Genomic DNA, 23,770 nt, shown 5'->3' on the forward strand with positions numbered 1-23,770 from the left:
ACAGGCGGTCCGTCGGCGGAGTCGCCTGCGCGCTCTGGGCGACTCCGTGTCTGCTCGGTGGCGCCAGTCCGTCGCTGGGGCGATACCGGCGCCTATTCCTGCTCGTCGGTTCCGGCGTCGGGGCCGCGGCCGCGCACTCGTTGGACGTGCACGAGCGACTCCTTCAGCTCGTCCAGCCAGTCCCCGGTGTGGCGTTGCACCAGGCGGACGCACCAGAGCAGGGCGTCACTGCGGCTGCGTGCCACGCCGCCCTCGACGAGCAGGTCGAGCACCTGCCGCTCGGGCTGGCGCAACCTGGTCATCACCGGCGCGGAGACGTTGCTGTACAGCCCGCGGGTGCCGGCGCACTCCACGCCCCAGGACACCTTTCGCCCGAACTTCGCCTCGGCCTGACGGGCGACCTCCATCCGGTCCTCGCGGGTGCGCTCCCGGAACTGGGCGACGCGGCCCTCGATGGCGGCGTTCCGCTCCGTGTCGGAGACGCCCTTGGCGAGCTCGGGCTCCTCGATCCGGCCGATCACGGTGATCTCCTCGCGATCGACCGTCACCTCCACCAGCTCCTGGAACAGGGCCGCCGGCAGCCGGCCCGTGAACCAGCCTCGCACTTCCTCTGTAATCATGTAATCAAGCATACCTCGGCGCGCGCCTAGGACTCGATGGACTCGAGGGACTCCAGTCACCACCGTCGTCCAGGCACCGCGAGCCGGGGCGGCCGTGGGCAGCTCGTTCCTGTCGGCGACGCGCCAGGAGATCCAGGCGAGCTACCGAACAGGACCGGGGTTACCGGCGGGCGACTCCGCAGTGGCTGCCGACAGGGGCTGGGTTCGTGCCGGGCTCCGGTCGCCACAGGGACGTGGAGACCACGCCTGGCTCGATGAGTTCCAGCCCATCGAGGAACCGGGCGATCTGCTCGGGGGTGCGTGGGTAGTACGGGTCGCCGGCCTCCGCGCGGCGGCGGGCGGCTTCGTCCGCGGCCGGGGCCGCTTCGTCGGTGCGGTTCGTGCCGTCGTTGACGACGAGGTAACTGCCCGCGGGCACGGCGTCGAGGAGCCGCTTGAGGATGCTGTGGGCCTCGTCGGTGTCGGCGACGTTGCCAAGAATGCCGAGCATTATCAGCGCGACCGGTCTGGTGAGGTCGAGAGTGCGGGCGGCGGCGGTGAGGATGGTCTCGGGGTCGCGCACGTCGGCGTCGACGTAGGCCGTCGCGCCTTCGAGCGTGCTGGTCAGCGAGTCCCGGGCGTGGATGAGGACGAGCGGGTCCCGGTCCACGTAGACGACGCGCGAGTCCGGGGCGACGCGCTGGGCGACCTCATGGGTGTTGTCGGCGGTCGGCAGGCCGGTGCCGATGTCGAGGAACTGGCGGATGCCCGCCTCGCCGGCCAGGAAGCGCACCACCCGGCCCAGGAAGGCCCTCGACTCGCGGGCGATGTCGATGATCTCCGGGTAGAGGTCGCGAACCTGGTCCCCGATCGCCCGGTCGACGGGGTAGTTGTCCTTCCCGCCGAGCCAGTAGTTCCACACCCGGGCCGAGTGCGGAACAGAAATATCGATCATGGGAAGGTGGGCGCTGTCGGGGTCGGGCACAGCGTTCGTGGTCACTGTTGTCTCCTCGGCGCGTCCTTTCTGGTTACCCTAGACGAGTGACGCGGTACCAGTCACAACGGATTGTCTGAATCGAGCTACTGTAAGCAGACTCCGCCATAGGCCGTGTCTGACCGACACCACGGCCACCCGCGGGCTTTGACATGCGAAAACCTCGCGATCGCGCGATCCTGCGCGAGGTGCCGGTTGATGTGCGGTTACTCGGGCGTTTCCGGAGCGGGCACGTCGCGGCCGCGGCGGCGAGGGCCGCTGGATCGGCGAGAACGGGTCCCGACGTCCGCGGCCCGGCGGCGGGACGCCTCCGGTGCCTGTGCGCGTTCCTCGGCGATGTTGCGTGCGATGATCTCGGTCGTCTCGGTGCGGGTCCGGTCGTCGAGCCCGTGCAGGAGGCTGCGCAGCACACTCATCAGATTCTGTCTCCGCTCTCCGGTGATCTGCGCGGTCCCTTCCCCGCCGCTCGCCGACTAACGCTCCCGATCTTGTGCTCGCCTCGGGGCGGGGGCGGCGGAGGATGCTCCAAGCGCCGCCGACCGCGGGTATCCCCAGCCCAAGAAGTCGATCAAGAGCTGATCCTGGGATAGTCCTGGGGAGAGCCGGGGAACGGGCTGGCGGTCGGAGGACTCCCGGCGGGATGCTTCCCTGAACGCCCGATGGACTGGAGACTTCCGTTCTGTGAGCATCCTCGACGACGCCCGCGAGGGCATGGACCTCGACGTACGACCCCAGGACGACCTGTTCGGCCATGTGAACGGCCGCTGGCTCGCCGAGTCGGAGATCCCGGCCGACCGTTCGAGCTGGGGCCCGTTCGTGCAGCTGGCCGATGCCGCCGAGCAGCAGGTCCGCGACATCATCACCGACGTCGCCGCGCAGGACCCGGCGGCCCAGAGCGAGGACGCGCGGAAGATCGCCGACCTCTACAACTCCTTCCTGGACACCGAGGCGATCCAGGCACTCGGGCTGGACCCGGCGCGGCCGCTGCTGGACGCCGCGCGCGGCGTGCGCGACGTGCGCGACCTGGCCGCGTTCCTCGGCGAGTTCGAGCGGTCCGGCGGACGTGGGCTGTTCGGCACCTACGTCGACACCGACGACCGCAACTCCGACCGCTACCTGTTCCACCTTCTCCAGGGAGGCCTCGGCCTGCCGGACGAGTCGTACTACCGGGATGACAGGTTCGCCGAGATCCGGCAGAAGTACGTCGCCTACCTGACCCGCATGCTCGGGCTGGGCGAGCACCCCGATCCGGAGGGCGCCGCGGAGCGGATCCTTGCCCTGGACACCCAGCTCGCGAAGGGGCACTGGGAACGGGCGGAGACCCGCGACGTCCAGCGGACCTACAACCTGATGACGGCCGAGGAGCTGGCGGCGCTCTGCCCGGCGTTCGCCTGGGACGTCTACGTGACCGGTCTCGGCGGTCAGCTGACCGGTCCGCACGCGACGCTGGCGGAGGTGTGCGTGCGGCAGCCGTCGTATCTCGAGCACCTCTCGACGGTGTTGGTCGACACGCCGATCGAGGTGTGGCGTGACTGGTTGGTGGGCCAGGTGCTGCGCTCGGCGGCGCCCTATCTGTCCGACGAGTTCGCCGAGACTCATTTCGACTTCTACGGCCGTACGCTCAGTGGTACGCCCGAGCTGCGGGCCCGGTGGAAGCGCGCGGTGTCGTTCGTCGAGGGCGCGATCGGTGAGGCGGTCGGGAAGGAGTACGTCACCCGTCACTTCCCGCCGCGCGCCAAGGCGCAGATGGACGAGCTGGTCGCGAACCTGCTCGCGGCCTACCGCGAGTCGATCTCCCGGCTGGACTGGATGACCGAAGAGACCAAGGGGCGGGCGTACGAGAAGCTCGCGACGTTCCGGTCGAAGATCGGCTATCCCGACCAGTTCCGGGACTACTCGCAGCTGCGGGTCCGCCGCGACGACCTGATGGGCAACGCCCTGGCCGCCGCCGCGTTCGAGACCGACCGGGAGCTGGCCAAGATCGGTTCGCCGGTCGACCGTGACGAGTGGTTCATGCTCCCGCAGACCGTCAACGCCTACTACAACCCCGGCACCAACGAGATCTGCTTCCCGGCCGGCATCCTGCAGAAGCCGTTCTTCAGCCCGGAGGCTCACCCGGCGGAGAACTACGGCGGCATCGGCGCCGTCATCGGTCACGAGGTGGGACACGGCTTCGACGACCAGGGGGCGCAGTACGACGGCGCCGGCAACCTCAACGACTGGTGGTCACCGGCCGACAAGGCCGCCTTCGAGGTGAGGTCGAAGACGCTGGTAGAGCAGTACAACGCCTTCGAGCCGCGCAACCTGCCGGGGGAGAAGGTGAACGGCGCGCTCACCGTCGGTGAGAACATCGGCGATCTCGGCGGTCTGACCATCGCGCACCGGGCCTACGTCATCTCCCAGGACGGAACGGCGGCGCGCGATGACCGGCGGCGGCTGTTCACGAACTGGGCCTACGTGTGGCGCACGAAGCGCCGGCTGGAGCTCGAGCGGCAGTACCTCACCACCGACCCGCACAGCCCGCCGGAGTTCCGCGCCAACATCGTGCGCAACCTGGACGAGTTCCACGAGGTCTTCGACACCGCGCCCGGCGACGGGCTGTGGCTCGAGCCGCCCGACCGGGTGCGCATCTGGTAGCCGCCGAAAAAGATCGATCATGCTCCGGTCGGGGTACTGGTCCGATCATGGCGAACATACTGCGCCGGGCCGCGGCGGCCGTGGGACTGGGTGGCCGGGCTGGGCGGGCAGGGCAGGGCGGATCGGGTGGCGCGGACAGCCGGGCGTGGAACCCGACCGGCTGGTGGTGGTGTATGGACCACCAGCGCCCGGAGAACCCGCCGGACGTTCCCGGCCACCGCCGGCTTGGTCCGTATTCGAGCGCGGCCGACGCGGCGGCCTGGCGGGAACGCGTCGACCAGCGCAACGAGGCCTGGGACGGGCCGGACCACGACGACGAGGACACCCGGTCAAAGGCGCACCGGCGCTGACACCCCACGTTCGCGCCGGCTGATCGAGCTCGCGAGCGCGACGACGCCACGGCCCGGCCTCGGGACCGCGGCCAGTCGAACTCCTGACTGGCCGCGGTCCCGAGGCACCTGCTAGAAGACCCTTCCGATGTCCTGGCTGACGATCCTCGCCATGCTGTGCTCGGCGAGCGCCGCGATGGTCATGGACGGGTTGCAGGCGCCGGTGGAGCCCGGAATCCGGGCGCCGTCGAGGACATAGAGGCCGCTCTGCCCGAGGACGCGGCCATAGAGGTCGACAGCCGACCCCATGGGAACACCCCCGAGAGCGTGCCACGTCGACGCCTGGGTCGCGTTGGTGTCGGTCATGGTGCCACCGCCCGCCTGGGCGATGGCGTTCATCTTGTTGCGGATCAACGTCTGGAGCGCGGCGTCGGCGTTGGTGGGCCAGGTCAGCTTGGCGTCATCCGTGCTTGAGTCGTAGGCCCAGGTCCCAGGAGCGGGGACGATGCCGAAGCCGACCACGGTCATGAAACGCCCGCCGGTGAGGGCCGCCGGAGGCGCGCCGGCGTGGATGATCCGCAGCGGGATCGCGCTGAGCGGGTCGATGCCGCCGACGGCCGCCGGGCCACCCTCCTTCGTGCCCGGGTCGTCGTTCATGCCGGTCCACGAGTAGATGCGGTCGCCGTTGTTTCCCCACTGGGTGCCGACCGCGTCCGGCAGGTTCGGGATGAGGTTCTTGCCCTTCGCCTTGACCAGCAGCCGCGTCGTTCCCGGCGAACCGGCGTTGAGGAACACCGCGTTCGCGGTGATGTTCTTGTGCTCCAGGACGGCTCCGCCGGTGTCGATGCGGTCGACCGACAGCACCCATTTCTTGTCGGCGCCCAGTTTGATGTCGCGGACGACGTGGAGCGTCTGCACCTGCACCTTGCCCGTCGCCTCCGCGGCGGCAAGGTAGGTGACATCGATCGAGTGCTTCCCGCCGTTGTTGACGCCGAAGGCGATGTCGCTGTTGGTGTAGGCGGCGTTGTACTGGCCGTTGAGCTCCCCGCGTACGAAGTTCCAGTCGACCGGCAGCGGCACGCGGAACGTCTGGAGGCCCGCCTTGGGGGCGACGTTCAGGAAGATCCGGGAGGAGGCGTACGGGCTCGAGTTGAGGACGTCGTTGGGAATGGTGGAAATTCCCAGCATCGAGGCGACGGTGGGATACCACGTCGAGTTGAGCTCGGGATACAGGCCGGTCGCCAGCGGCATGGACCGGGCGAACTCGGTGATGCTTGGCTGCAGCGTCATCCCGTGGTACATGATGGAGCCGCCGCCGACGCAGGCGCCGCAGTTGACCGTTATCCCGTTGCCGTTGATGACCTCGAGGACACCGGTGTAGGGCGACCAGAGCGGGAAGGGCGGGGCTCCCGGCACCGGAGCGTAGGGGGACAGCCAGGCCGACCGGTTGTCGAGGTTCGCGAGCGTCGCGAAGGTGTTCGAGTTCGGGCCCGTCGGCCACCGCAGGCCGCGTTCCAGGACAAGCGTGGACACCCCGGCCTTGCCCAGCCGAAGCGCCGTGACACCGCCGCCGAAGCCGGTGCCGACGATGACGGCCCGTGCGCTCACCTCGGTCGTCGTCACCGCCCGTGCCGGCGTGGCGCCGGCCACCAGCCCGCCGAACGCGACCGCGCCCGCGCCCGCCGCGGCGGCACCCATGAATCCCCGGCGGCTGAAGCGGGTGGAAGGTTCCGGACGGGCTGGCTCGGATAATGCGGGGGTTACCTCGTCGGACATCTTGCCCTCCAAATTCGGCGCATTGCGGTATCCGCCTCCCTGCCCGGCCATGGCGAACGCCAACACCGTGTGCCGACGCCACCATTGCGGTGCTGGCCATGCATCGGGGCGATGGCCGGCTCGGGTGGGCCGGAGGAAGCGGACGATGGCACGAAGAAGATGGCTGGCTACTTTCCACACCATCTCAAGAAGTCCGGTGAGCACGACGGGAGGACAGCCCGGCCTGCCTTGCCGGGCTGGCGCGTCCCCACCGGATGAAAACGATGTCGAGCCGGGGGCCCGTGCGACACCGGAAATATGAATAGCACCCTGCTGTCGCACCGTCAAGAAGATTGTCGTCGCTATTGTATAAGATATTCGCTCATCGACCTCCCTGGAGCGATGAGGCGCGCGGACGGCGCGGACCGTGCGGGTGGTCCCTTCGCAACGGCATCACCGCGCGCTTCCATGGACACGCGAAAATGGCCGGTCGCGGCCTGCCGAACCGGCTGGCCAGGATCGCGGCGGCCTGCTGAATCTGGGTCGGCGAAGGAAGAGATGCCATTCGACATCGTGGACGCGCCGCCTACCCGGTGATGGCAGCCAATGGTGATCTCACCGTTGGCCTGGCGCATCGGCAGGCGGGGTCGTTGCCGTCAGGCGTCGCCGGCGTGGGTCTTCTCGTGCCCGATTGCGGTCCGGTCACCGGACGCGGTGACTCTAGGGGTACCGGTCGGTAGGACGAGATTGACCAATGAATTCGCCCCGGCTTCGATTTCTGTGTTTGTGTTTTGGATTCTTCTAGAAGGCAACTCCCCTCTCTGACCCGGTCTTCGGTGGCACATCCGTGCCGTTCGTCGACCTGAGGAACCCCGAAGACAACCGGCGCGACGATCGCCGCCGCCTTTGTGATCTTCGCGTTCAGGAGCATCGATGCGACGCGTCGCGGGAGCAACTTTTTCGCGCGGTGCCGGGAGACCAGAAAGGCTCTGACCCCGGAAAACGCCGCCGCGCGCCGATGGCACTTTGGTGCCATCAAGGGGGGTGGTGCCGCCCCCCCCCGGGCGGCACCACGGCTGGAGGCGTGACGGCTCCGCGACGGGGACGGGATGGTGGGAGCTTCTGGAGGGGGCAGTGCGGATCGGCGGGCGCCGTGCTGGCGAGGGAGGCGGTTCACCTCCGTCGTCCAGGTCCGACCGGGTAGGGCCGGGTATGCCCGCTCGTCGCGGTTTCGTCCTCTTTTGGTCCCGCGTCTGGTCGCACGTCGGTTCGCCTCGATATCTGCAGCCGGCTCCTGCCGGCCGCGCGGCAGACCGGGCTGGGGAATCGTGGTGGAAGTGGTCGTGAGCCGGTCGAGGAATTCGCGCCTTCGGGAATGTCGCCTGCATGACCGGCCAGACTTCGTAATGCCCGGCGCTCGTATGGTGGGGTCATAAATTTGTGAGTGTTCACTCATCTTGCGGGCGGTGTGACACTTGTTAGTCACGTGTAGTAGATAGCTAGCGACGTAGCGAGTTCAGTTTGTCGAGGTGTGGGGGTTCCTGGCGCAGCCCCCAGGGCTGACTCGCGCTGGGCCTTGCCAGCGGTGCCCGTCCGGGATCCTGGCTGTCCGAGTCGAGCGCGTCGCGTCGGTGGGTGGGCGGCGGGCAAGCCGCCGCGCAGGCGCCGGCGGCATTCCCTCGCGCCGCGTCGACCGGGCCCGCCGTGGCCACGCCGCCAGCCCGCGCGGAGCGCCGCAGGTCCCGGTCGCCGTAGGACCAGTTGGCAACCGATCCTCCCCGGAGACCGAATGCCGGCGGTGTGCCCGTTGTGCGCTCGTGACGCCCGTCGGGGGTGGTCGGTCGGGTACGCCTCGGGCGTGCGGAGGCGGCGGGTGGTGTGACCGCCTGGCGCGGGTCGCGCGGAGCCTCGGCGCGAGACGGCAACTCGCAGTGACGATTTCTTGTGGTCATCTGCTCTCTGAGCGTAATCAGTCGTGGTGGTGACCGTGTGTGTAGCTGGCCTTCATCACCGCGCTACATCAGTGAGTGCTCACTTGCGCGGATTTGGTCCTTCGTTTACTGTCTGTCCTCGTTGACGGCGAATGGGGGTAACGAGGCGCTTCCACGGAGTATGGCCAACATGGCCGCGGGCCACGGTTCCTCAGTGATTCGTCGTTTTGTCGAACGCTAAACATCTGCATAGTTCGGCCCTTCTTGCCTCGCCGCTCCGGCAGGTTCTCGTCGGGGGGCCGGGTGTCGCCGGTGGGCAAGGCGGCGGAACCGAGGCGGGGACGCGGCCCCGACGTCGCCCCGACCGTTCGGGGTGACGTCGAGCGCGCCGGCTGGGGGTGGCCGTGCATGCCTGGTCGCCTGTGGTGAGACTGACGCCCTTTCTCACCTCCAGGTGTGGAGCGCAAGGCCTTCCTGCGCGATGGATATTGACGGCCTCATTCGTTCGACCGCGAACTTCTTCGGTCCCCTCGATTCGCCTCGTGTCCACGCCGGTGTTACGAGGTCGCCCGCGCCGATGTGCGGCCTCGCTGGTTGGCGCCTGTTCCCTGACGAACTTCCTGGTCCTCGGTCGCGTCGCCCAGGCGCCGCCGCCAGGCCCGCTCGCCCACCAGTCGGACGTGTTGTCGACGCCGACCGGCGCGGCGCGGCGGGCTGGGTAGAAGGTCGTTCTTCCTAATCGGAAACTGGAGTCCATCGGCGGTCCGCACGGTCTGGAACGCCACCTCCGAGATGGCGTTCGCCAAAGGCGCTTCCTGAGAGGGCGTTCGCCAAGAATGGCGTTCGCCAAAAAAGCAGCACCAGGCTCATTCGCTGGACACGTGGGCGGCGAGCACCGCGCCGGACTCGCCGCCCGACGTCGGCCGCACGTCACGGCCGTTCGTCCCCAGCCGGCGCCCTCTCGTCGCCGGTGCCGCCGGCCGAAAGCCCCTCGCTGGGGGCACCGGCGACGCATCGCCCACTCCCGGCCGGCATCGCCGGCCGCATGGACACCTCTGGAAGTGATCTGTGAAACACAGTGCTGCGCCCAGGCCGGTCGTCGGCGGCCTCGGGGTGACCGACGCGGGACGCCGCGCCGTCGGGAGCCGGGACCACGTCATCGGGGTGAGCCCGTTGGGAGAACCAGACCCGAGGCTGGTCGCGGCGGTCAGCGGCGCCGGAGCCCTGGGCGTGCTGGACCTCGGGCCCGATCCAGCCGGCGCGGCCAGGGCACTGCGATTGACCGCCCGGCTGACGGAGTCGTCGTTCGGCGTGCGAATCTCCCGGCCGGAGGCGGTGGACGCGGACGAGCTGGCGCGGCACCGCGGCCGGATCGACACGCTGCTGGTGGCGGGTGACACGCTCGCCGATGCCGGCAGCCAGCGGCTGCTGGACGCGCTGCCCGGCGCCCGCGTCCTGGCCGAGGTCACGAGCGTTCGCGAGGCGGTGGCGGCGGTGGCCGCCGGAGCCGACGGCCTGCTGGCCCGGGGCAACGAGGCCGGCGGCCGCGTCGGTGAGCTCAGCTCCTTCGTCCTGTTGCAACAGGTGCTCGTGCAGCGGGACCTGTTCGGGGACGAGGGGGCGTCCCCGCGCGTCTGGTGCTGGGGCGGGGTGGGTGTGCGCACGGCGGTCGCGGCGGTGGTCGGGGGCGCGGCCGGAATCGTCCTGGACACCCAGCTCAGCCTGCTGCGCGAGGCCACCGTGACCGAATCGGTCGGCGCCGCGCTGCGCCGGATGGACGGCACCGAGACGGTCGTCGCGGCCGGGTACCGGGTCTACCAGTTACCCGCCGCCCGCCAGGCGAGTGGGAGCGCCGAGGACTGGTCGGCCGAGGCGGTCGTCGCCCGGCTCGGTGGGCACGACCCCGGTCGCCAGCTGTTGCCGGTCGGGCAGGATGCCTTCCTCGCCCAGCTGTTCGCCAACCGGTTCGGCACCACCGCGCGGGTCGTCCAGGCGATCCGCGGGGCCCTGAGCGCCGCGGCGGACCCGGCCGAGCTCGCGGCCGCCGAGTCCGTCCTGGCGTCGGACTCGCCGCTGTGCGCCTCCTGGGGAACCACCCGGCCCGTCGCGCAGGGGCCGATGACCCGGGTCAGCGACCAGGCCGGGTTCGCGCGCCGCGTCGCCGACGACGGCGCGCTGCCGTTCCTCGCGCTGGCGCTCGCGGACGAGCGGCAGTCCCGCCGGCTGCTGCTGGAGACCCGAGACCTGCTGGGCGACCGGCCCTGGGGGGTCGGACTGCTCGGCTTCGCCCCCGAACAGCTGCGGGCCACCCAGCTCGGCGTGGTGCGCGAGATCCGGCCGTCCTGCGTGATCGTCGCCGGCGGCCGGCCCTCCCAGGCCGCCGACCTCGAGGCGATCGGCATCCCGACCTTCCTGCACGTGCCGTCGCCGACGCTGCTGCGGCAGTTCCTCGACGCGGGCGCCCGGCGCTTCGTCTTCGAGGGCTCCGAGTGCGGCGGCCACGTCGGCCCGCGCGCGAGCTTCCCACTCTGGGAGGCGCAGCTCGACGTCCTGCTCGACCACCTCGACAGGACCTCGCCAGGCGCGCGGACCGCGGGAGCCGGCCCGCGGGACCGGACCGGCCACGGCCTGCAGGTCCTGTTCGCGGGCGGAGTGCACGATGCCCGCTCCGCGTCCATGGTGGCCGCGATGGCGAACCCGCTCGCCGCCCGTGGCGTCGGCGTCGGCGTGCTGATGGGCACCGCCTACCTCTTCACCCGGGAGGCCGTCGAGGCGGGCGCCATCCAGGACGAGTTCCAGCGGCAGGTGCTGGCCGCGGAGGGCACGGCCCTGCTGCGGACCGGGCCGGGTCACGCGACCCGCTGCGTGTCGAGCCCGTTCGTCGACCGGTTCCACGCCGCCCGCGACGAGTTGCGCGCACGGGGCGTGCCGGATCAGCGGGCGTGGGAGGAGCTGGAGCAGCTCAACGTCGGCCGGCTCAGGGTGGCCAGCAAGGGCCTGGAGCGCAGCGGCGACGACCTCGCCGCGGTCGACGGTGAGCGACAGCGTGCCGAGGGCCTGTTCATGGCGGGGCAGGTCGCCGTGCTGCGGTCGGCCACCACCACGATCCACGAGCTGCACGACAACGTCACGGCGGGCGCCCGCCAGTACCTGCGCGACCAGGCCGAGCGGCTGCGGGACGGGCCCGGCCCGGCGACCGCTGGGCGGACGGCCGACGCGGCTCCCCTGGACATCGCCGTCGTCGGCATGGCCTGTGTGCTGCCGGGCGCCGCCGACCTGGCCACCTACTGGGCGAACGTCGTGTCCGGCAAGGACGCGGTCTCGCTCGTGCCACCCGAGCGGTGGGATCCCGAGATCTACCTCGACGCCGACGGTGGCCCCGACGGCGGCCCGAGCGGGGAGAAGACCCGTTCGAAGTGGGGCGGCTTCCTGCCCCGGATTCCCTTCGACCCGTTGCGCTACGGCATCCCGCCGGCGTCGCTGGTGAGCATCGAGCCGGTCCAGGCGCTGGCCCTGGAGACCGCCCGGCGAGCGCTCGACGACGCCGGGCTCGATCCCGACCGCGTCGACCACATCCGCACCGGCGTGGTGTTCGGCACCGAGCCCAACAGCGACCTGTCCGCCGCGATCACCCTGCGCGCGCTGCTGCCGGCGTACTACGGCGAGGTGCCGCCGGAGCTGCGGGACATCCTCCCGCACATCACGGCGGAGACGTTCACCGGCATCCTCGGCAACATCGTCGCGAGCCGGATCTCCAACCGGCTCGACCTGGGCGGCCCGGCCTATGTCGTGGACGCCGCCTGCGCCTCGTCGCTGGCCGCGCTGGACATGGCCTGCAAGGAGCTGCGGTTCGGCGGCGCGGACGTGATGATCTGCGGCGGCGCCGACCTGCACAACAGCGTGCTCGACTACCTGCTGTTCTCCTCCGTCGGTGCGCTGTCACCGAGCGGCCGGGCCCGGCCCTTCGCCGCCGATGCGGACGGGACCACGCTCGGCGAGGGCGTCGCCTGCGTCGTCCTCAAGCGGCTCGCCGACGCCGAACGCGACGGTGACCGCGTCTATTCGGTGATCAAGGGGCTGGGCGCGGCCAGCGACGGCCGGTCCCTCGGCCTGACCGCGCCCCGGCCGGAAGGCCAGCAGCTCGCGCTCGAACGCGCCTACCACAACGCCGGCGTCTCGCCGGCCGACGTGGGACTCGTCGAGGCGCACGGCACCGGCACGGTCGTCGGTGACCGCACCGAGCTCACGACGCTCACCAAGGTGTTCACCGACGCCGGCGCCCGGCCGGGTACCTGCGCTCTCGGGTCGGTCAAGTCGCAGATCGGCCACACGAAGACCGCCGCCGGCCTCGCCGCCCTGGTCAAGGTGTCGCTGGCTTTGCACCACGGCGTCCTGCCGCCGACGCTGCATGTCCAGACGCCGAACCCGGCCTGGGAGCCCGACGCCAGCCCGTTCGTCTTCGCCGGCACGGCGCGGCCGTGGACCCGGCCCGTCGCCGGTCGGGTGGCCGGGGTCAGCGCCTTCGGTTTCGGCGGAGCGAACTACCACGCGGTCCTCACCGGTCATGCCGGCGCGGTCGACGCCCGGCACGCCCTCGACCAGTGGCCGGCGGAGCTGTTCGTGTTCCGCGGCGCGGACCAGGCGTCGGCCCTCGCCGGGGTGACAGAGCTGCGGCGGCTGCTGGTCGCGAACGACGCCGGTGGCCGGCCGTGGCCGCTGCGCGACCTGGCCGCGACGGCCACCCGCCGGGCGCGACCGCGGCGAGGGCCCGTCCGGATCGCGGTGGTCGCGCGGGACCTGGACGACCTCGCCCACCTGCTGGAACGGGCGGCCCACGGCGAGTCGGACGCGCGGGTGGGGCTGTTCGCCGTCGGGGACCCCTCGCCGGTCGCCTCGGCCGCCCCGGGCGGCGGGAGCGGCGCGGGTGACCTGGGGGGCGCCGGCGCGGTGGCCGTGCTGTTCCCGGGGCAGGGCAGCCAACGGCCGGGCATGCTGGCCGAGCTGTTCGTCGCCTTCCCGGAGCTGCGGGACTATCTGCGGCTCGGCGAGCCGTGGCTGGAGGCGATCTTCCCGCCGTCGACGTTCGACGGGCCGCCGGGTTCGCCGTCGGGCGGCGCTGGGAGCGCTGGGAGCGCCGAGGAGCGGCTGCGGGACACCCGGGTCGCGCAGCCGGCGCTCGGGATCGCGGGCCTCGGCGCCTACCACCTGCTGTCCCGGCTGGGCCTCGTGCCCGACATGATCGGCGGTCACAGCTACGGCGAGCTGGTCGCGCTGTGCGCCGCGGGCGCCTGCGCCCCCGAGACGCTCCTCGACCTCTCGGCCGCCCGGGGCGAGGCGATCGTCCGCGCGGTCACCGGCGCCGGATCCCGGGAGTCCGCCGGCGGCGCCGAGTGGCCGGACCAGGGCGCGATGGCGGCCGTGCGGGCGCCCGTGACGGTCGTGGCCACGACGCTGGCCGAGGCGCGCCTCGACGGGCAGGTGGTCGTCGCCAACCACAACGCGCCCGACCAGGTCGTGATCTCCGGGGCGACCTCGGCGGTCGAGGCGGCGATCCGGCTGTTTCGCGCCGCCGGGCACAGCGCCGTCCGGCTGCCCGTCGCCTGCGCGTTCCACAGCCCGCTGATCGCCGAGGCCGGCGCGGAGTTCGCGCAGCGGCTGGCGGGCGCCCCCCTGACCGACCCGCGGCTGCCGGTGTGGGCGAACCGCACGGCGGCGCCCTACCCGGCCACCGACGGCGACGCCACGGTGGGCGACGCCGTCCGGGCCGAGCTCGCCGCGCAGGTGGCGGCGCCGGTGCGGTTCGTCGAGCAGATCGAGGCGATGTACGCCGCCGGAGCGCGGGTGTTCGTCGAAGCGGGTCCCGGCCGGGTGCTTACCGGCCTGGTCGACTCCATCCTCGATGGCCGGCCGCACCTGGCAGTCGCCTGCGACGGCCGGCGCCGTGGGCTGACCGGCTTCCTGGACGCGGTCGCGGCGCTGCTGGTCGCCGGCGTGCCGCTGTCCGTCGACTGGCTTGTCGACGGCCGCGACGCCGTGGACCGGGACGGCGCGACGGCGCCGACCCCGCCGCGGTGGAGCGTGGACGGCCGCAGCATCTGCCGCGCGGACGGTACGCCGCTGCCCGGCGGCCTGCTGCCGGCCCACCAGGTACGCCGGACAGGCCCGCCGTCGCCCGTGCCCGCGCTGGCCGGCGCCTCGGCCCCGGCTGACCACACGATGCCGACCGGCGCGGCGGCGAACGGCCCGGTCGACACCGCGACCCGGGAGACGCTGGTCAGCCAGTTCCTGCGGACCTCCCGGGACAACCTGGCCGCGCAGCGCGACGTGCTGATGTCCTATCTGGGCTCGGGCCGGGACGTCATCACGGCGCTTCCGACGGCGGCGCTCCTCCCGGCGGCGCCCGCACCCGCGGCCGACGTTCCCATCACCACCCCGGCGGCGGTCGCCGCGCTGGCCCCATCACCGGCCGGCACGCCGCAGGACGTGACGACCACCGTGCTCGACCTGATCGCCGAGAGCACCGGCTACCCGACCGACATGATCGACCTCGACCTCGACCTCGAGACCGACCTGTCCGTCAACTCGCTGAAGCGCACCGAGCTCGCCGGCCAGCTCGCCGACCGCTTCGCGTTCGCCGGCACTGGCACCGGCGGCGTCGACGAGCTCAGCCGGCTGCGCACCGTGCGCGCCATCGTGGGCTGGCTCACCGAACGGGGACCAGGTCGTGACGTGTCCGCCGACCTGTCCGTCTCCGCCCCGGCGGGGGAGGCCCGACAAGCGGGTGAGGCGCGCGGCCGTGGTCCGACGCGGTTCGTCCTCACCAGGCGGCCGACGTCTCCCGGCCCCGGCCAGGTGGACCTGACGGGTACCACCTGGATGGTGTTCGGCCGCGCCGCCGACGTTCCCGGCCAGGAGACGGTCATGCGCCGGCTGACGGAGCTCGGCGCCGAGGCGCGCTTCAGGCTGGTCGACGAGCTGGCCGACAGGCCGGCTGACGGCGACCGACCGGCCGTGGACGGCGCGGTATACCTGGCCGGCTGGGGGGACGACGCCGGGGAGCCGGAGCTGCCAGACGCCTTCGGCGCGCTGCGCGCCGTGCTGCACGGCGGCCCTCGCTGGCTGCTGGCCGTGACCCCGCCCGATGCCATGCCCGCCATCGGCCTGCGCGGCCTGTTCCGCACGCTTGGCCGCGAGTACCCGACAACCACGGTCAGGCTGGTCGAGACCGACGCGGCCGCGGGCCCCGCTCTCGCCGCCATCGTCACCGCCGAGCTGGGCGAGCCTCCCGGCGGCCCGGTGGTCGTCGTCCACCGCGACGGCGCGCGCCTGACCGAGGAGCTGACGGCGGTGGCCGCCGGGCCGCTCGCGACGGCCGGGGCGGGGCCGGCCGACGACGGCACCGCCGAGGCCACGGCGCTCGGCCTGGACCGTGACGCCGTCGTCGTCCTGGTCGGGGGGGCCCGTGGGATCACGGCGGGGTTCACCGCCCTGCTCGCGGGTGCCGCCGGTTGTCATCTGGAACTGGCCGGGCGCACCCCCGAGCCGGCGGGCGACGAGGACCCGCGGCTCGCGGCCGCGCTCGACCGGACCGCCCTGCTCGACGCCGTCCGGGAGCTCGGGCACCGGTCGCCGCGAGAGGCGAGCCGCGAGGTCGCGCGGGTCCTGGCGCAGCGGGAGATCCGGGCGACGCTCGCCACCGTCGCGGCCCGTGGCGCTGACGCCCGCTACCACCAGCTCGACGTCCTGGACACCGAGGCGGTCCACCGGTTCGTCAAGGAGCTGTTCGCCCACCACGGTCGGATCGACGCCGTCGTGTACTCCGCCGGAGTGATCGAGGACCGGCTGGTCGCGGACAAGGAGCCGGAGTCGTTCCGCCGGGTGTTCGACACGAAGGTGGCCGGGGCGCTGGCGCTGCTGGCGGCGTTCGACGAGTTACCGGTCCCGCCACGCACCCTGGCGTTCTTCGGCAGCATCGCCGGCGTCCTGGGCAGCCGGGGCCAGAGCGACTACGCCGCGGCGAACGACGCGCTGGAATCCCTCGGCGCTGCCTGGGCGGGGCGGACCGGGGCGCGGGCGCTCACCGTCCACTGGGGTCCCTGGGCGCCGGACGAGAGTCATCCCGGCATGGTCAGCGCCGACCTGGAGCGGGACTTCGCCCGCCGCGGGGTCGACCTGATCGACCCGGAGGAAGGGCACCGGTGCCTGCTGCGCGAGCTGGCCTGGGGCCCGCGAGACCTTCGCGGTGTCGTCTACACCGCGTCCGGCTGGTAGACGATGACCACTTCCTCCGCGGATTCCTCCTCCTCGGACTGGCGGTCGCCGCCGGTCGCCATCGTCGGCATGGCGGTGCTCCTGCCGGGCGCGCCCGACCTGGAGACGTACTGGCGGAACCTCGTGGACGGCAACGACGCCATCGCCGAGGTGCCGCCCGGTCGCTGGGACCCGGCGTTCTACGACCCGCGCGCCGCGTCGGGGCCGGCCCGCGCCGACCGGATCTACTGCCGGCGCGGCGGGTTCGTGGACGAGTTCGCCTACGCCGACCCGCTCCGCTTCGGTATCCCGCCGAGCGACGTGCGCAGCATCGAGCCCGACCAGCTCCTCGCGTTGCGCGTCGCGGCCGCCGCGATCGACGACGCCGGCGGCCCGTCCCGGTTGGGAGATCCCGGCCGGGTCGGAGTCATCCTCGGCCGGGGCGGCTACATCGGCCCGGGCATGGCCCGCCTCGACCAGCGGCTGCGCACGGCCCACCAGCTGGTCCACACCCTCGGGACGTTGCTGCCGACGCTCGGCCCCGACGACCTCGACCAGGTCCGGGCCGCGTTCACCGAGCAGCTCGGGCCGGAGGCGCCGGACGCGGCGATGGGCATCGTGCCGAACCTGGCCGCGGCCCGGATCGCGAACCGCCTCGACCTGGGCGGGCCGGCGTTCACCGTGGACGCCGCCTGCGCGTCGTCACTGGTCGCCGTGGACTGCGCCGTGGCCGAGCTGGCCTCGGGCCGCTGCGACACGGTGCTGGCCGGCGGGGTCCACCACTGCCACGACATCACCCTGTGGAGTGTGTTCACGCAGCTGCGGGCTCTGTCGAAGGCGCAGCGGATCCGGCCGTTCGACCGCGGCGCGGACGGCACCCTGATCGGCGAGGGAACGGGCGTCGTCGTCCTCAAGCGGCTCGCCGACGCGGAACGCGACGGGGACCGGGTCTACGCGGTGGTCCGTGGAACCGGTGTGTCCAGCGACGGCCGGGGCGGCGGGCTGGTCAGTCCTGACCCGGCGGGGCAGCAGGTGGCCGTCGAGCGGGCCTGGCGCGCGGCCGGTCTCGACCCGCGCGAGCCCGGCGCGGTCGGCATGATCGAGGCGCACGGCACCGCCACGCCGGCCGGCGACCAGGCCGAGCTGACGACCCTGGCTCGCGTGTTCGGGCCCGGCGGCGGCGACCGGGCGGGACCGGGCGGGCTCGGCGCGCTCGGCTCGGTGAAGGCGATGATCGGGCACGCCATGGCGGCCGCCGGCATCGCCAGCCTGGTGAAGGCGGCCCTGGCGCTGCACCACCGGGTCCTGCTGCCGGCGGTGAACTGCGACGATCCGCATCCCGCGGTCGCCACGACCCGGTTCCGTCCGCTGCCGGCCGCCGTGCCGTGGGAGTCCGTCGGTCCTCGCCGGGCCGGTGTCAACGCGTTCGGCTTCGGCGGCACCAACGCGCACGTGCTGCTGGAGGAGGCTCCGGCCGCCGCGGCCGCCGCGGCCGCCGCGGGCCCGGCGGTCGTGGCTCCGGCGGCCGCCCCGGGCGCCGGCTCGGCGGTGGCCACGGTCGTCGAACCCGAGCTGGTGCTGCGGCTGGCGGCGGCGACCCCGGACGAGCTGGGCGTCCTGCTCGAGGTCGAGGACGTGGTGCTGCGGGCCCAGGCCGAGACCACGCCCGCGTACACCGGGACAGGGGCGCGGCTCGGCCTGGTGAACCCGACCGCGCGGCGGCTGGCGTCCGCGCGCTACGCGGTCGGCGGGATTCGCCAGGGGGCGTGGAAGGCCTGGCGCGGCCGGAGCGAGGTGTGGGCCAGCGCCGAACCACTGCTGGCCGGCCCGGACGCCGGCCGGACCGCGTTCGTGTTCCCCGGGCTGGAGGCGGAGTTCGCCCCACAGCTCGACGACGTCGCCCGCCGCTTCGGGTTCGCCCTCCCGGCGGAGCTGTCCAGCGCCGACCTGGGCCGGCACGGCACCGGTGTCCTGCTGGTGAGCCGGCTGCTGGACCGGGTGCTGCGGCGGATGCGGATCGCGCCGGACGCGCTGGCCGGGCACAGCATCGGCGAGTGGAGCGCGATGTTCGCCGCCGGGATGTTCGACGACGACGCGGTCGACGCCGACATCTTCGCCGCCGATCCCTACGAGGGCGACGTCCCCGAGGTCGACTACGCGTCGCTGGCCTGTTCGAGCGACCAGGCCAGACAGGCCCTCGCCGACTACCCGGACATCGTCCTTTCCCACGACAACGCGCCCCAGAGCTCGGTCGTCTGCGGGCCCCCGGCCGCGATCGCGGACCTGGCCGGCCGGCTGCGGCGCAAGAACGTGGTCGTGCAGGTCCTGCCGTTCCGGTCCGGCTTCCACACCCCGATGCTGCGGCCCCATCTGCCGGCGCTGCGGGCCCGCACGGACCGGCTTCGGCTGCGCCGGCCGGCGCAGGTCGAGCTGTGGTCGGCGACGACGGCGTCGCCGTATCCGGCCGACCTGGCGGCGGTCCGGGAGCTGTTCGTCCGTCACCTGGTCGAGCCGGTCCTGTTCCGCCAGACCGTCGAGGCGATGTACGCGGCCGGTGTGCGGGTGTTCGTCCAGGTCGGGCCGGGGCGGTTGGGCGGGCTCGTCGACGGCGTGCTCGAGGAGGCGCCCCACCTGACCATCGCCGCGAACTCGGCCCACCGCGACGGGCTTGGCCAGCTTCGCCGGCTCGCGGTCGCGCTGTGGGTGGAGAACGGCGACCCCGACTTCGCCGTGCTCGACGAGCCCGGCACCGACCACGCCGGTCCCGGCGGCCAGCCCGGCGCCGACGTCACGGCCCACGCGACGGTCCCAGCGCCGGACGGTCCTCGCGAGCATCCGGTTCGGCTCGACCTCGGCGCGTCGACGATCGCCGTCGACCCCGCCAGGCTCCCGCGTCTCGGCCTCGTCGGTGCCGGCCCGCCGCGACCAGGCGATGCCCAGACCGGCGGCGGGCTGGCTGCCGAACTGCCGGGGTGGTCCCTGCCCGCCGATCACCCGCTGGCCGTCCGGGCGGACCGGGACCCGCTGGCCAGGGAGCTCATGGCGCTGCTGGCCGAGACCGCCGACACGGCCGCGGCCGTCCTGACCTATCCGGCCGGCGACGCCGCGCCGAGCCGAGCAGCATCCGCCGGGCCGGTATCCGTCGGACCGGCTACGGCGCCGGCCCCAACCGGCCCGGACGACCTGCGCGAGGAGCCCGGGGGAGCGGGCTGGACGGCGACGATGCGGGTGTCCACCGCGACCATGCCGTACCTGCTCGACCATGCGCTGACCCCGCAGCCGCCGGGTTGGCCGGACCTCGCCGACCGGCGTCCGGTGCTGGCCGCGACCACCACCGTCCGGCTGATGGCCGACTACGCGCAGCGGGCGTCGGGCCGGACCGCCGTCGGCGCCTACGACCTGCGCTTCGACAACTGGCTCCCGGCGGAACCGGCTACCGACGTGGCCGTCAGCCTGCGGCCGGAGGGGCCGGATCGGTATCGGGTCACCTTCGCCGGGTTCGCGAGCGGTCTGGTCCGGCTGGCCGACACCTTCCCCACGCCGCGGCCGCCGCGCTGGCCGGTTGACGCCGACGCCGAGCAGCCGCCGACGATGACCGGCCGGGACCTGTACCGCGAACGGTGGATGTTCCACGGCCCCGCCTTCCAGGGCGTGACCACCTTGCTCGGGCATGGGCCCTCGCATGTCCGCGGCGTCCTCACTGGCTCCCGTACGCCAGGTGCGCTCCTGGACACGGCCGGTCAGCTCCTCGGCTACTGGGTGCGCATGCGGGAGTCGGACCGTTTTCTGATGTTCCCGGTCAGGATCGGAGGCGTCGAATTCTTCGGCCCCGAGCCCGCGCCGGGTACGCCGGTCTCCTGCCACGCCTGGGTCAGGGAGTTCGACAACGAGTGGGCCGAGGCGTACATGCAGCTCGTCGACGGCAACGAGGTCTGGGCGAACGTCTATGGCTGGGTGAACCGCAGGTTCGATCTGCCCGCGGAGCTCGACGAGGCATTCCGCTGGCCGGAGCGGCGGCCGTTCGCCGGCCTCCGCCCTGGCGGCTGGGTGATGGCCACCGAGCGCTGGTCCGACCTGGCCGTCCGCGAGATGGTGCTCAGCCGCTATGTCGGTTCGGCCGAACGCGCGCGGTATGACGTGCTGCCGCCCGGCCTGCGCCGGGAGTGGCTGCTGCGGCGGATCGCGATCAAGGACGCCGTCCGCGCCCGGCTCTGGGGGCCACAGCGCCCGGAGATCTTTCCCGCTGAGATCCAGGTGTCGGACCCGTTCGGCACCGCGGCCGCCGGGTGGGACGGCAACGGCTGCCGGGCCGGCACGGGCACCGGTGCCGGCCCGCCGGTGACCGTGTCCGGCGCCCCCGGCTACCCGCTGGCGCCCTTCGAGGTCCGCGTCGCGAGCGTCCAGGATCTCGCGGTCGCGCTCGCCGTGCCGGTGGCCGTGCCGACCCGGGCCGAGCACGCCGGGCCGGGCCCGCGGGCAGCCGTCGGCCTCGCCATCGAGCCGGTCATGGCGGACCGGTCGAACCCGCTCCCCGGCCCAGCCCGGCGGCCGCCGGTGGGCGTCGATCCCGACGACCCGTGGTGGCGTTGCCGCCTGGCGGCCGTGACGGACGCCGCCGCGCGGGCGGCCGGGGTCGACGGGTCCCGGCCGCGGGTCACGTCGGCGGCGCGGGCCGCCGACGACCGGGAACCGGTAACCGCCGCGGTGACCGTGGACGGCACCCGGTACGCGGTGAACTGCGTCGAGGTGGCCACCAGCCCGCCAGGGCTGCCCGCCCGCGGATACGTCGTGGCCTGGACGACCGGCGCCCAGCCGGCGAACGACGACCGTAACGACGACAAGAACGACCAGAGACACGTGGAATGGAGGGGAGTCGACGCATGACCATGGACGACGGTCGGACCAGTGCGGTCCTTGCCGAGGCCAACGACATGATCAACACGATCACCCGGAAGTACGGGTCGCCGCCCGTCCAGGTGACCATGGACACGCTTTTCCACAGCGAGCTCGAGCTGGAGAGCATCGACCTGGTCACGCTCGGCGTGATGCTCGCGGAGCGGTATGGCGACGAGGTCAGTATGGCCGAGTTCCTGGCCGACAAGGATCTCGGCGACGTCATCGCGCTGCGCGTCGGCGAGGTGGTCGACTACGTCGTGTCCTGCCTGGACGTCCCGACGGCCGTCGACTGAGCATGCCGACCATCCACGTCAACGACACCGACATCCACTACCTGCACACGCCGGGCAGGCCGTCGCGGAACCCGGCGCCGACCCTCGTCTGCATCCATGGCCTCGGCACCGACAGCCTCGCCAGCTTCTACCTGACGCTGGCCGCGCCGCTGGCCGCCGCCGGCGTCGACATGCTGTTCTACGACCTGCGTGGCCACGGCAACAGCGAACGGCCGGCCAGCGGCTATCAGGTGAACGACTTCGTGGCGGACCTCGACGGGCTGCTCGGCGCACTCGACGTGCGGCCGCCGGTGCACCTGATCGGCAACAGCTTCGGCGGCACCGTCGCGTTCGCGTTCGCGGCGGCCCACCCGGACAAGGTCGCCAGCCTGGTCTCGATCGAGTCCGAGCCGCCGACCGACCAGTGGGCGCGGCGGGTGGGCGAGGTGCTGGAGAACTCCAGGCGGGAGCTGTCGCGCGAAGAGACCTATCAGCTGATCTCGCTGCAGTTCGGCGACCACCACGCCCGGCTGTCGCGGCAGGCCTACCGGCGCCTGTCCGAGACCTCGATGACCGACGAGATCCCGACCGGGCCGATGCTCGACCTGACCGAGCTGAGTCGGATCACCGTCCCCGTTCTGAGCATCATCGGCAGCGACGGGTTCCAGGCCGACGACCCATACCAGCTCGAGAGCCTGCTGCCCAACTGTCAGACCGTGGTCATCCAGGACCAGGACCACTCCGTGCTCGTGGAGGCCCACCGGCAGGTGCGCGCGCTGCTCCTGGACTGGGTCTTCGCCCACCACCCCGCCGCGGTGACGCCGGGAGGGCAGGCGTGAGCACTTTCCTGCTCGTCGTCCCGCCGCTCACGGGACACATCACCCCGCTTGTCGCCGTGGCCGACCGGCTGCACGCCCTCGGTCACCGCGTCGACTGGTGTGGCGAGCCGTCGCTGGTCAGGCGCCTCGCCGGCCCGGACGCGGTGGTGCACCCGGCCCTTGGCGGCCCCGTGGACGCCGGGAGCGGTCTCGGCCTGCGCGGCTACGCCGCGGTCAGGTTCCTCTGGGAGGAGCTCCTCATCCCGCTCGCCGAATCGACCCACGAGGCGGTCGCCGACGCGGCCAAACGGTCCGGCGCCGACCTCGTCGTCGCCGACATGCAGGCCCTGGCCGGCCCGCTCGCCGCGGCGCGGCTGGGCATCCCGTGGGTCACCTCCGCCAGCACATCCGGCTCGTTGCGGGATCCCTTCGCCGCCACGCCCAAGATCCGCGACTGGCTCGACGGCCTGTTCGCGGACCTGATCGCGCGGCTGTGCCCGGACGCGGCCGTGTCGCTGGCGCCCGTGCCACTGACGCCCGCGACGCTCGAACGCTCCCCGTTGCTCGTGCTCGCCTTCACCACCGAGGCGCTCGCCGGCCCGGCCGACGCGACGGGTCCGCCGACCGCCTGGGTCGGCCCGGCGCTGCGCCGGCGGGCCGCCGCAGGGGCGGCGGCGATCGCGGCGGCGGTGACCGCGGCGGCGGTGTCGCCGGACGTCGCCCTGACGCCCGAGGTGCCGTTCCCGTGGGACTGGCTCGACCCGAGGAGACCGCTGGTCGTCGTCAGCCTGGGCACCGTCAACGGTCCCGTCGGCGGCCGCTTCCTGCGGGCCTGCGCCGACGCGCTGGGCCAGCTCGGTGGCGGGGTGCAGGCCGTGGTGGCCGACCCGGCGGGCGCGATCGCGGCGGCGCCCGACAACGTCCTGCCCAGGCCGTACCTGCCGATCCGGACGCTGCTGCCCCACGCGGCCGCCGTCGTCTGCCACGGCGGGCACAACACGGTGTGCGAGGCGCTCGCGCACGGTCTGCCGCTGGTCGTCGCGCCGATCCGCGACGACCAGCCGGTCGTCGCGCAGCAGGTGGTCGACGCGGGAGCGGGCGTCCGGCTGCACTTCGGCCACGCCACGGCGGACCTCATCGGGGCCGCGGTCACCGACGTCCTGGGTGACCCGCGGTACCGCGACGACGCCCGACGGGTCGGCGCCTCGTTCAGGGCCGCGGGCGGGGCCGTCGCGGCGGCGGACCACCTGGTGGGGCTCGCCGCGAAGCACGGCCGGCCCGGATGAGCG

11 protein-coding genes are annotated in these 23,770 nt (G+C 72.9%); 7 read left to right on the plus strand and 4 right to left on the minus strand.

Features of this window, described 5'->3' with window-relative positions:
- Positions 1 to 92: 92 nt before the first annotated feature.
- The 3 genes from FRCN3DRAFT_RS0215735 to FRCN3DRAFT_RS44680 form a co-directional block, all read right to left on the minus strand.
- Positions 93 to 620 carry a hypothetical protein gene (locus FRCN3DRAFT_RS0215735; protein ID WP_007515703.1) on the minus strand — a complete coding sequence of 176 codons (528 nt, stop codon included), beginning with the start codon at positions 618 to 620 and terminating at the stop codon, positions 93 to 95.
- Between the two features lie 160 nt (positions 621 to 780).
- Positions 781 to 1,599 (minus strand): SAM-dependent methyltransferase, encoded by an 819-nt coding sequence (locus FRCN3DRAFT_RS0215740; protein WP_007515702.1) that lies wholly within the window; start codon positions 1,597 to 1,599, stop codon positions 781 to 783.
- 200 nt (positions 1,600 to 1,799) lie between these two features.
- Complete coding sequence (locus tag FRCN3DRAFT_RS44680) at positions 1,800 to 2,009, minus strand: hypothetical protein (RefSeq protein ID WP_007515701.1); 210 nt, start codon at positions 2,007 to 2,009, stop codon at positions 1,800 to 1,802.
- A 265-nt stretch (positions 2,010 to 2,274) separates the two neighbouring features.
- On the opposite strand from FRCN3DRAFT_RS44680, the gene FRCN3DRAFT_RS0215750 reads away from it, so the two are divergent.
- Both FRCN3DRAFT_RS0215750 and FRCN3DRAFT_RS51525 read left to right on the plus strand, forming a co-directional pair.
- Entirely contained in the window at positions 2,275 to 4,230 is a 1,956-nt protein-coding gene (locus tag FRCN3DRAFT_RS0215750) for a M13 family metallopeptidase (RefSeq protein ID WP_007515700.1), read from the plus strand.
- 47 nt (positions 4,231 to 4,277) lie between these two features.
- On the plus strand, positions 4,278 to 4,580 hold the full coding sequence (locus tag FRCN3DRAFT_RS51525) for a hypothetical protein (RefSeq protein WP_007515699.1): 303 nt from the start codon (positions 4,278 to 4,280) through the stop codon (positions 4,578 to 4,580).
- A 111-nt stretch (positions 4,581 to 4,691) separates the two neighbouring features.
- Here the strand turns inward: FRCN3DRAFT_RS51525 and FRCN3DRAFT_RS0215760 are convergent, their stop codons facing one another.
- Positions 4,692 to 6,335, minus strand: a complete 1,644-nt coding sequence (locus FRCN3DRAFT_RS0215760; RefSeq protein WP_007515698.1) for a GMC oxidoreductase — start codon at positions 6,333 to 6,335, stop codon at positions 4,692 to 4,694.
- Positions 6,336 to 9,313: 2,978 nt separating this feature from the next.
- Between FRCN3DRAFT_RS0215760 and FRCN3DRAFT_RS0215765 the strand changes: the two genes are divergently transcribed.
- From FRCN3DRAFT_RS0215765 to FRCN3DRAFT_RS0215785, 5 genes are all read left to right on the plus strand, one after another.
- Positions 9,314 to 16,516, plus strand: coding sequence for a type I polyketide synthase (locus tag FRCN3DRAFT_RS0215765; RefSeq protein ID WP_007515695.1), 7,203 nt, complete (start codon positions 9,314 to 9,316; stop codon positions 16,514 to 16,516).
- Positions 16,517 to 16,585: 69 nt separating this feature from the next.
- Positions 16,586 to 21,379: a type I polyketide synthase gene (locus tag FRCN3DRAFT_RS0215770; protein ID WP_232794052.1), complete on the plus strand. Its 4,794-nt coding sequence runs from the start codon at positions 16,586 to 16,588 to the stop codon at positions 21,377 to 21,379.
- The gene (locus FRCN3DRAFT_RS0215775; RefSeq protein ID WP_007515693.1) at positions 21,376 to 21,684 is read left to right on the plus strand and encodes an acyl carrier protein; all 309 of its coding nucleotides are present in this window, start codon (positions 21,376 to 21,378) and stop codon (positions 21,682 to 21,684) included. The genes FRCN3DRAFT_RS0215770 and FRCN3DRAFT_RS0215775 overlap by 4 nt, the downstream gene beginning before the upstream one ends.
- Positions 21,685 to 21,686: 2 nt before the next feature.
- Positions 21,687 to 22,502: an alpha/beta fold hydrolase gene (locus FRCN3DRAFT_RS0215780; RefSeq protein WP_007515692.1), complete on the plus strand. Its 816-nt coding sequence runs from the start codon at positions 21,687 to 21,689 to the stop codon at positions 22,500 to 22,502.
- A complete protein-coding gene (locus tag FRCN3DRAFT_RS0215785) occupies positions 22,499 to 23,767 on the plus strand; it encodes a glycosyltransferase (protein WP_007515691.1) in 1,269 nt (422 codons plus the stop codon). Before FRCN3DRAFT_RS0215780 ends, FRCN3DRAFT_RS0215785 begins: the two co-directional genes overlap by 4 nt.
- Positions 23,768 to 23,770 lie beyond the last annotated feature (3 nt).

It is taken from the genome of Pseudofrankia saprophytica (genome assembly GCF_000235425.2).
Taxonomy (GTDB): domain Bacteria; phylum Actinomycetota; class Actinomycetes; order Frankiales; family Frankiaceae; genus Pseudofrankia; species Pseudofrankia saprophytica.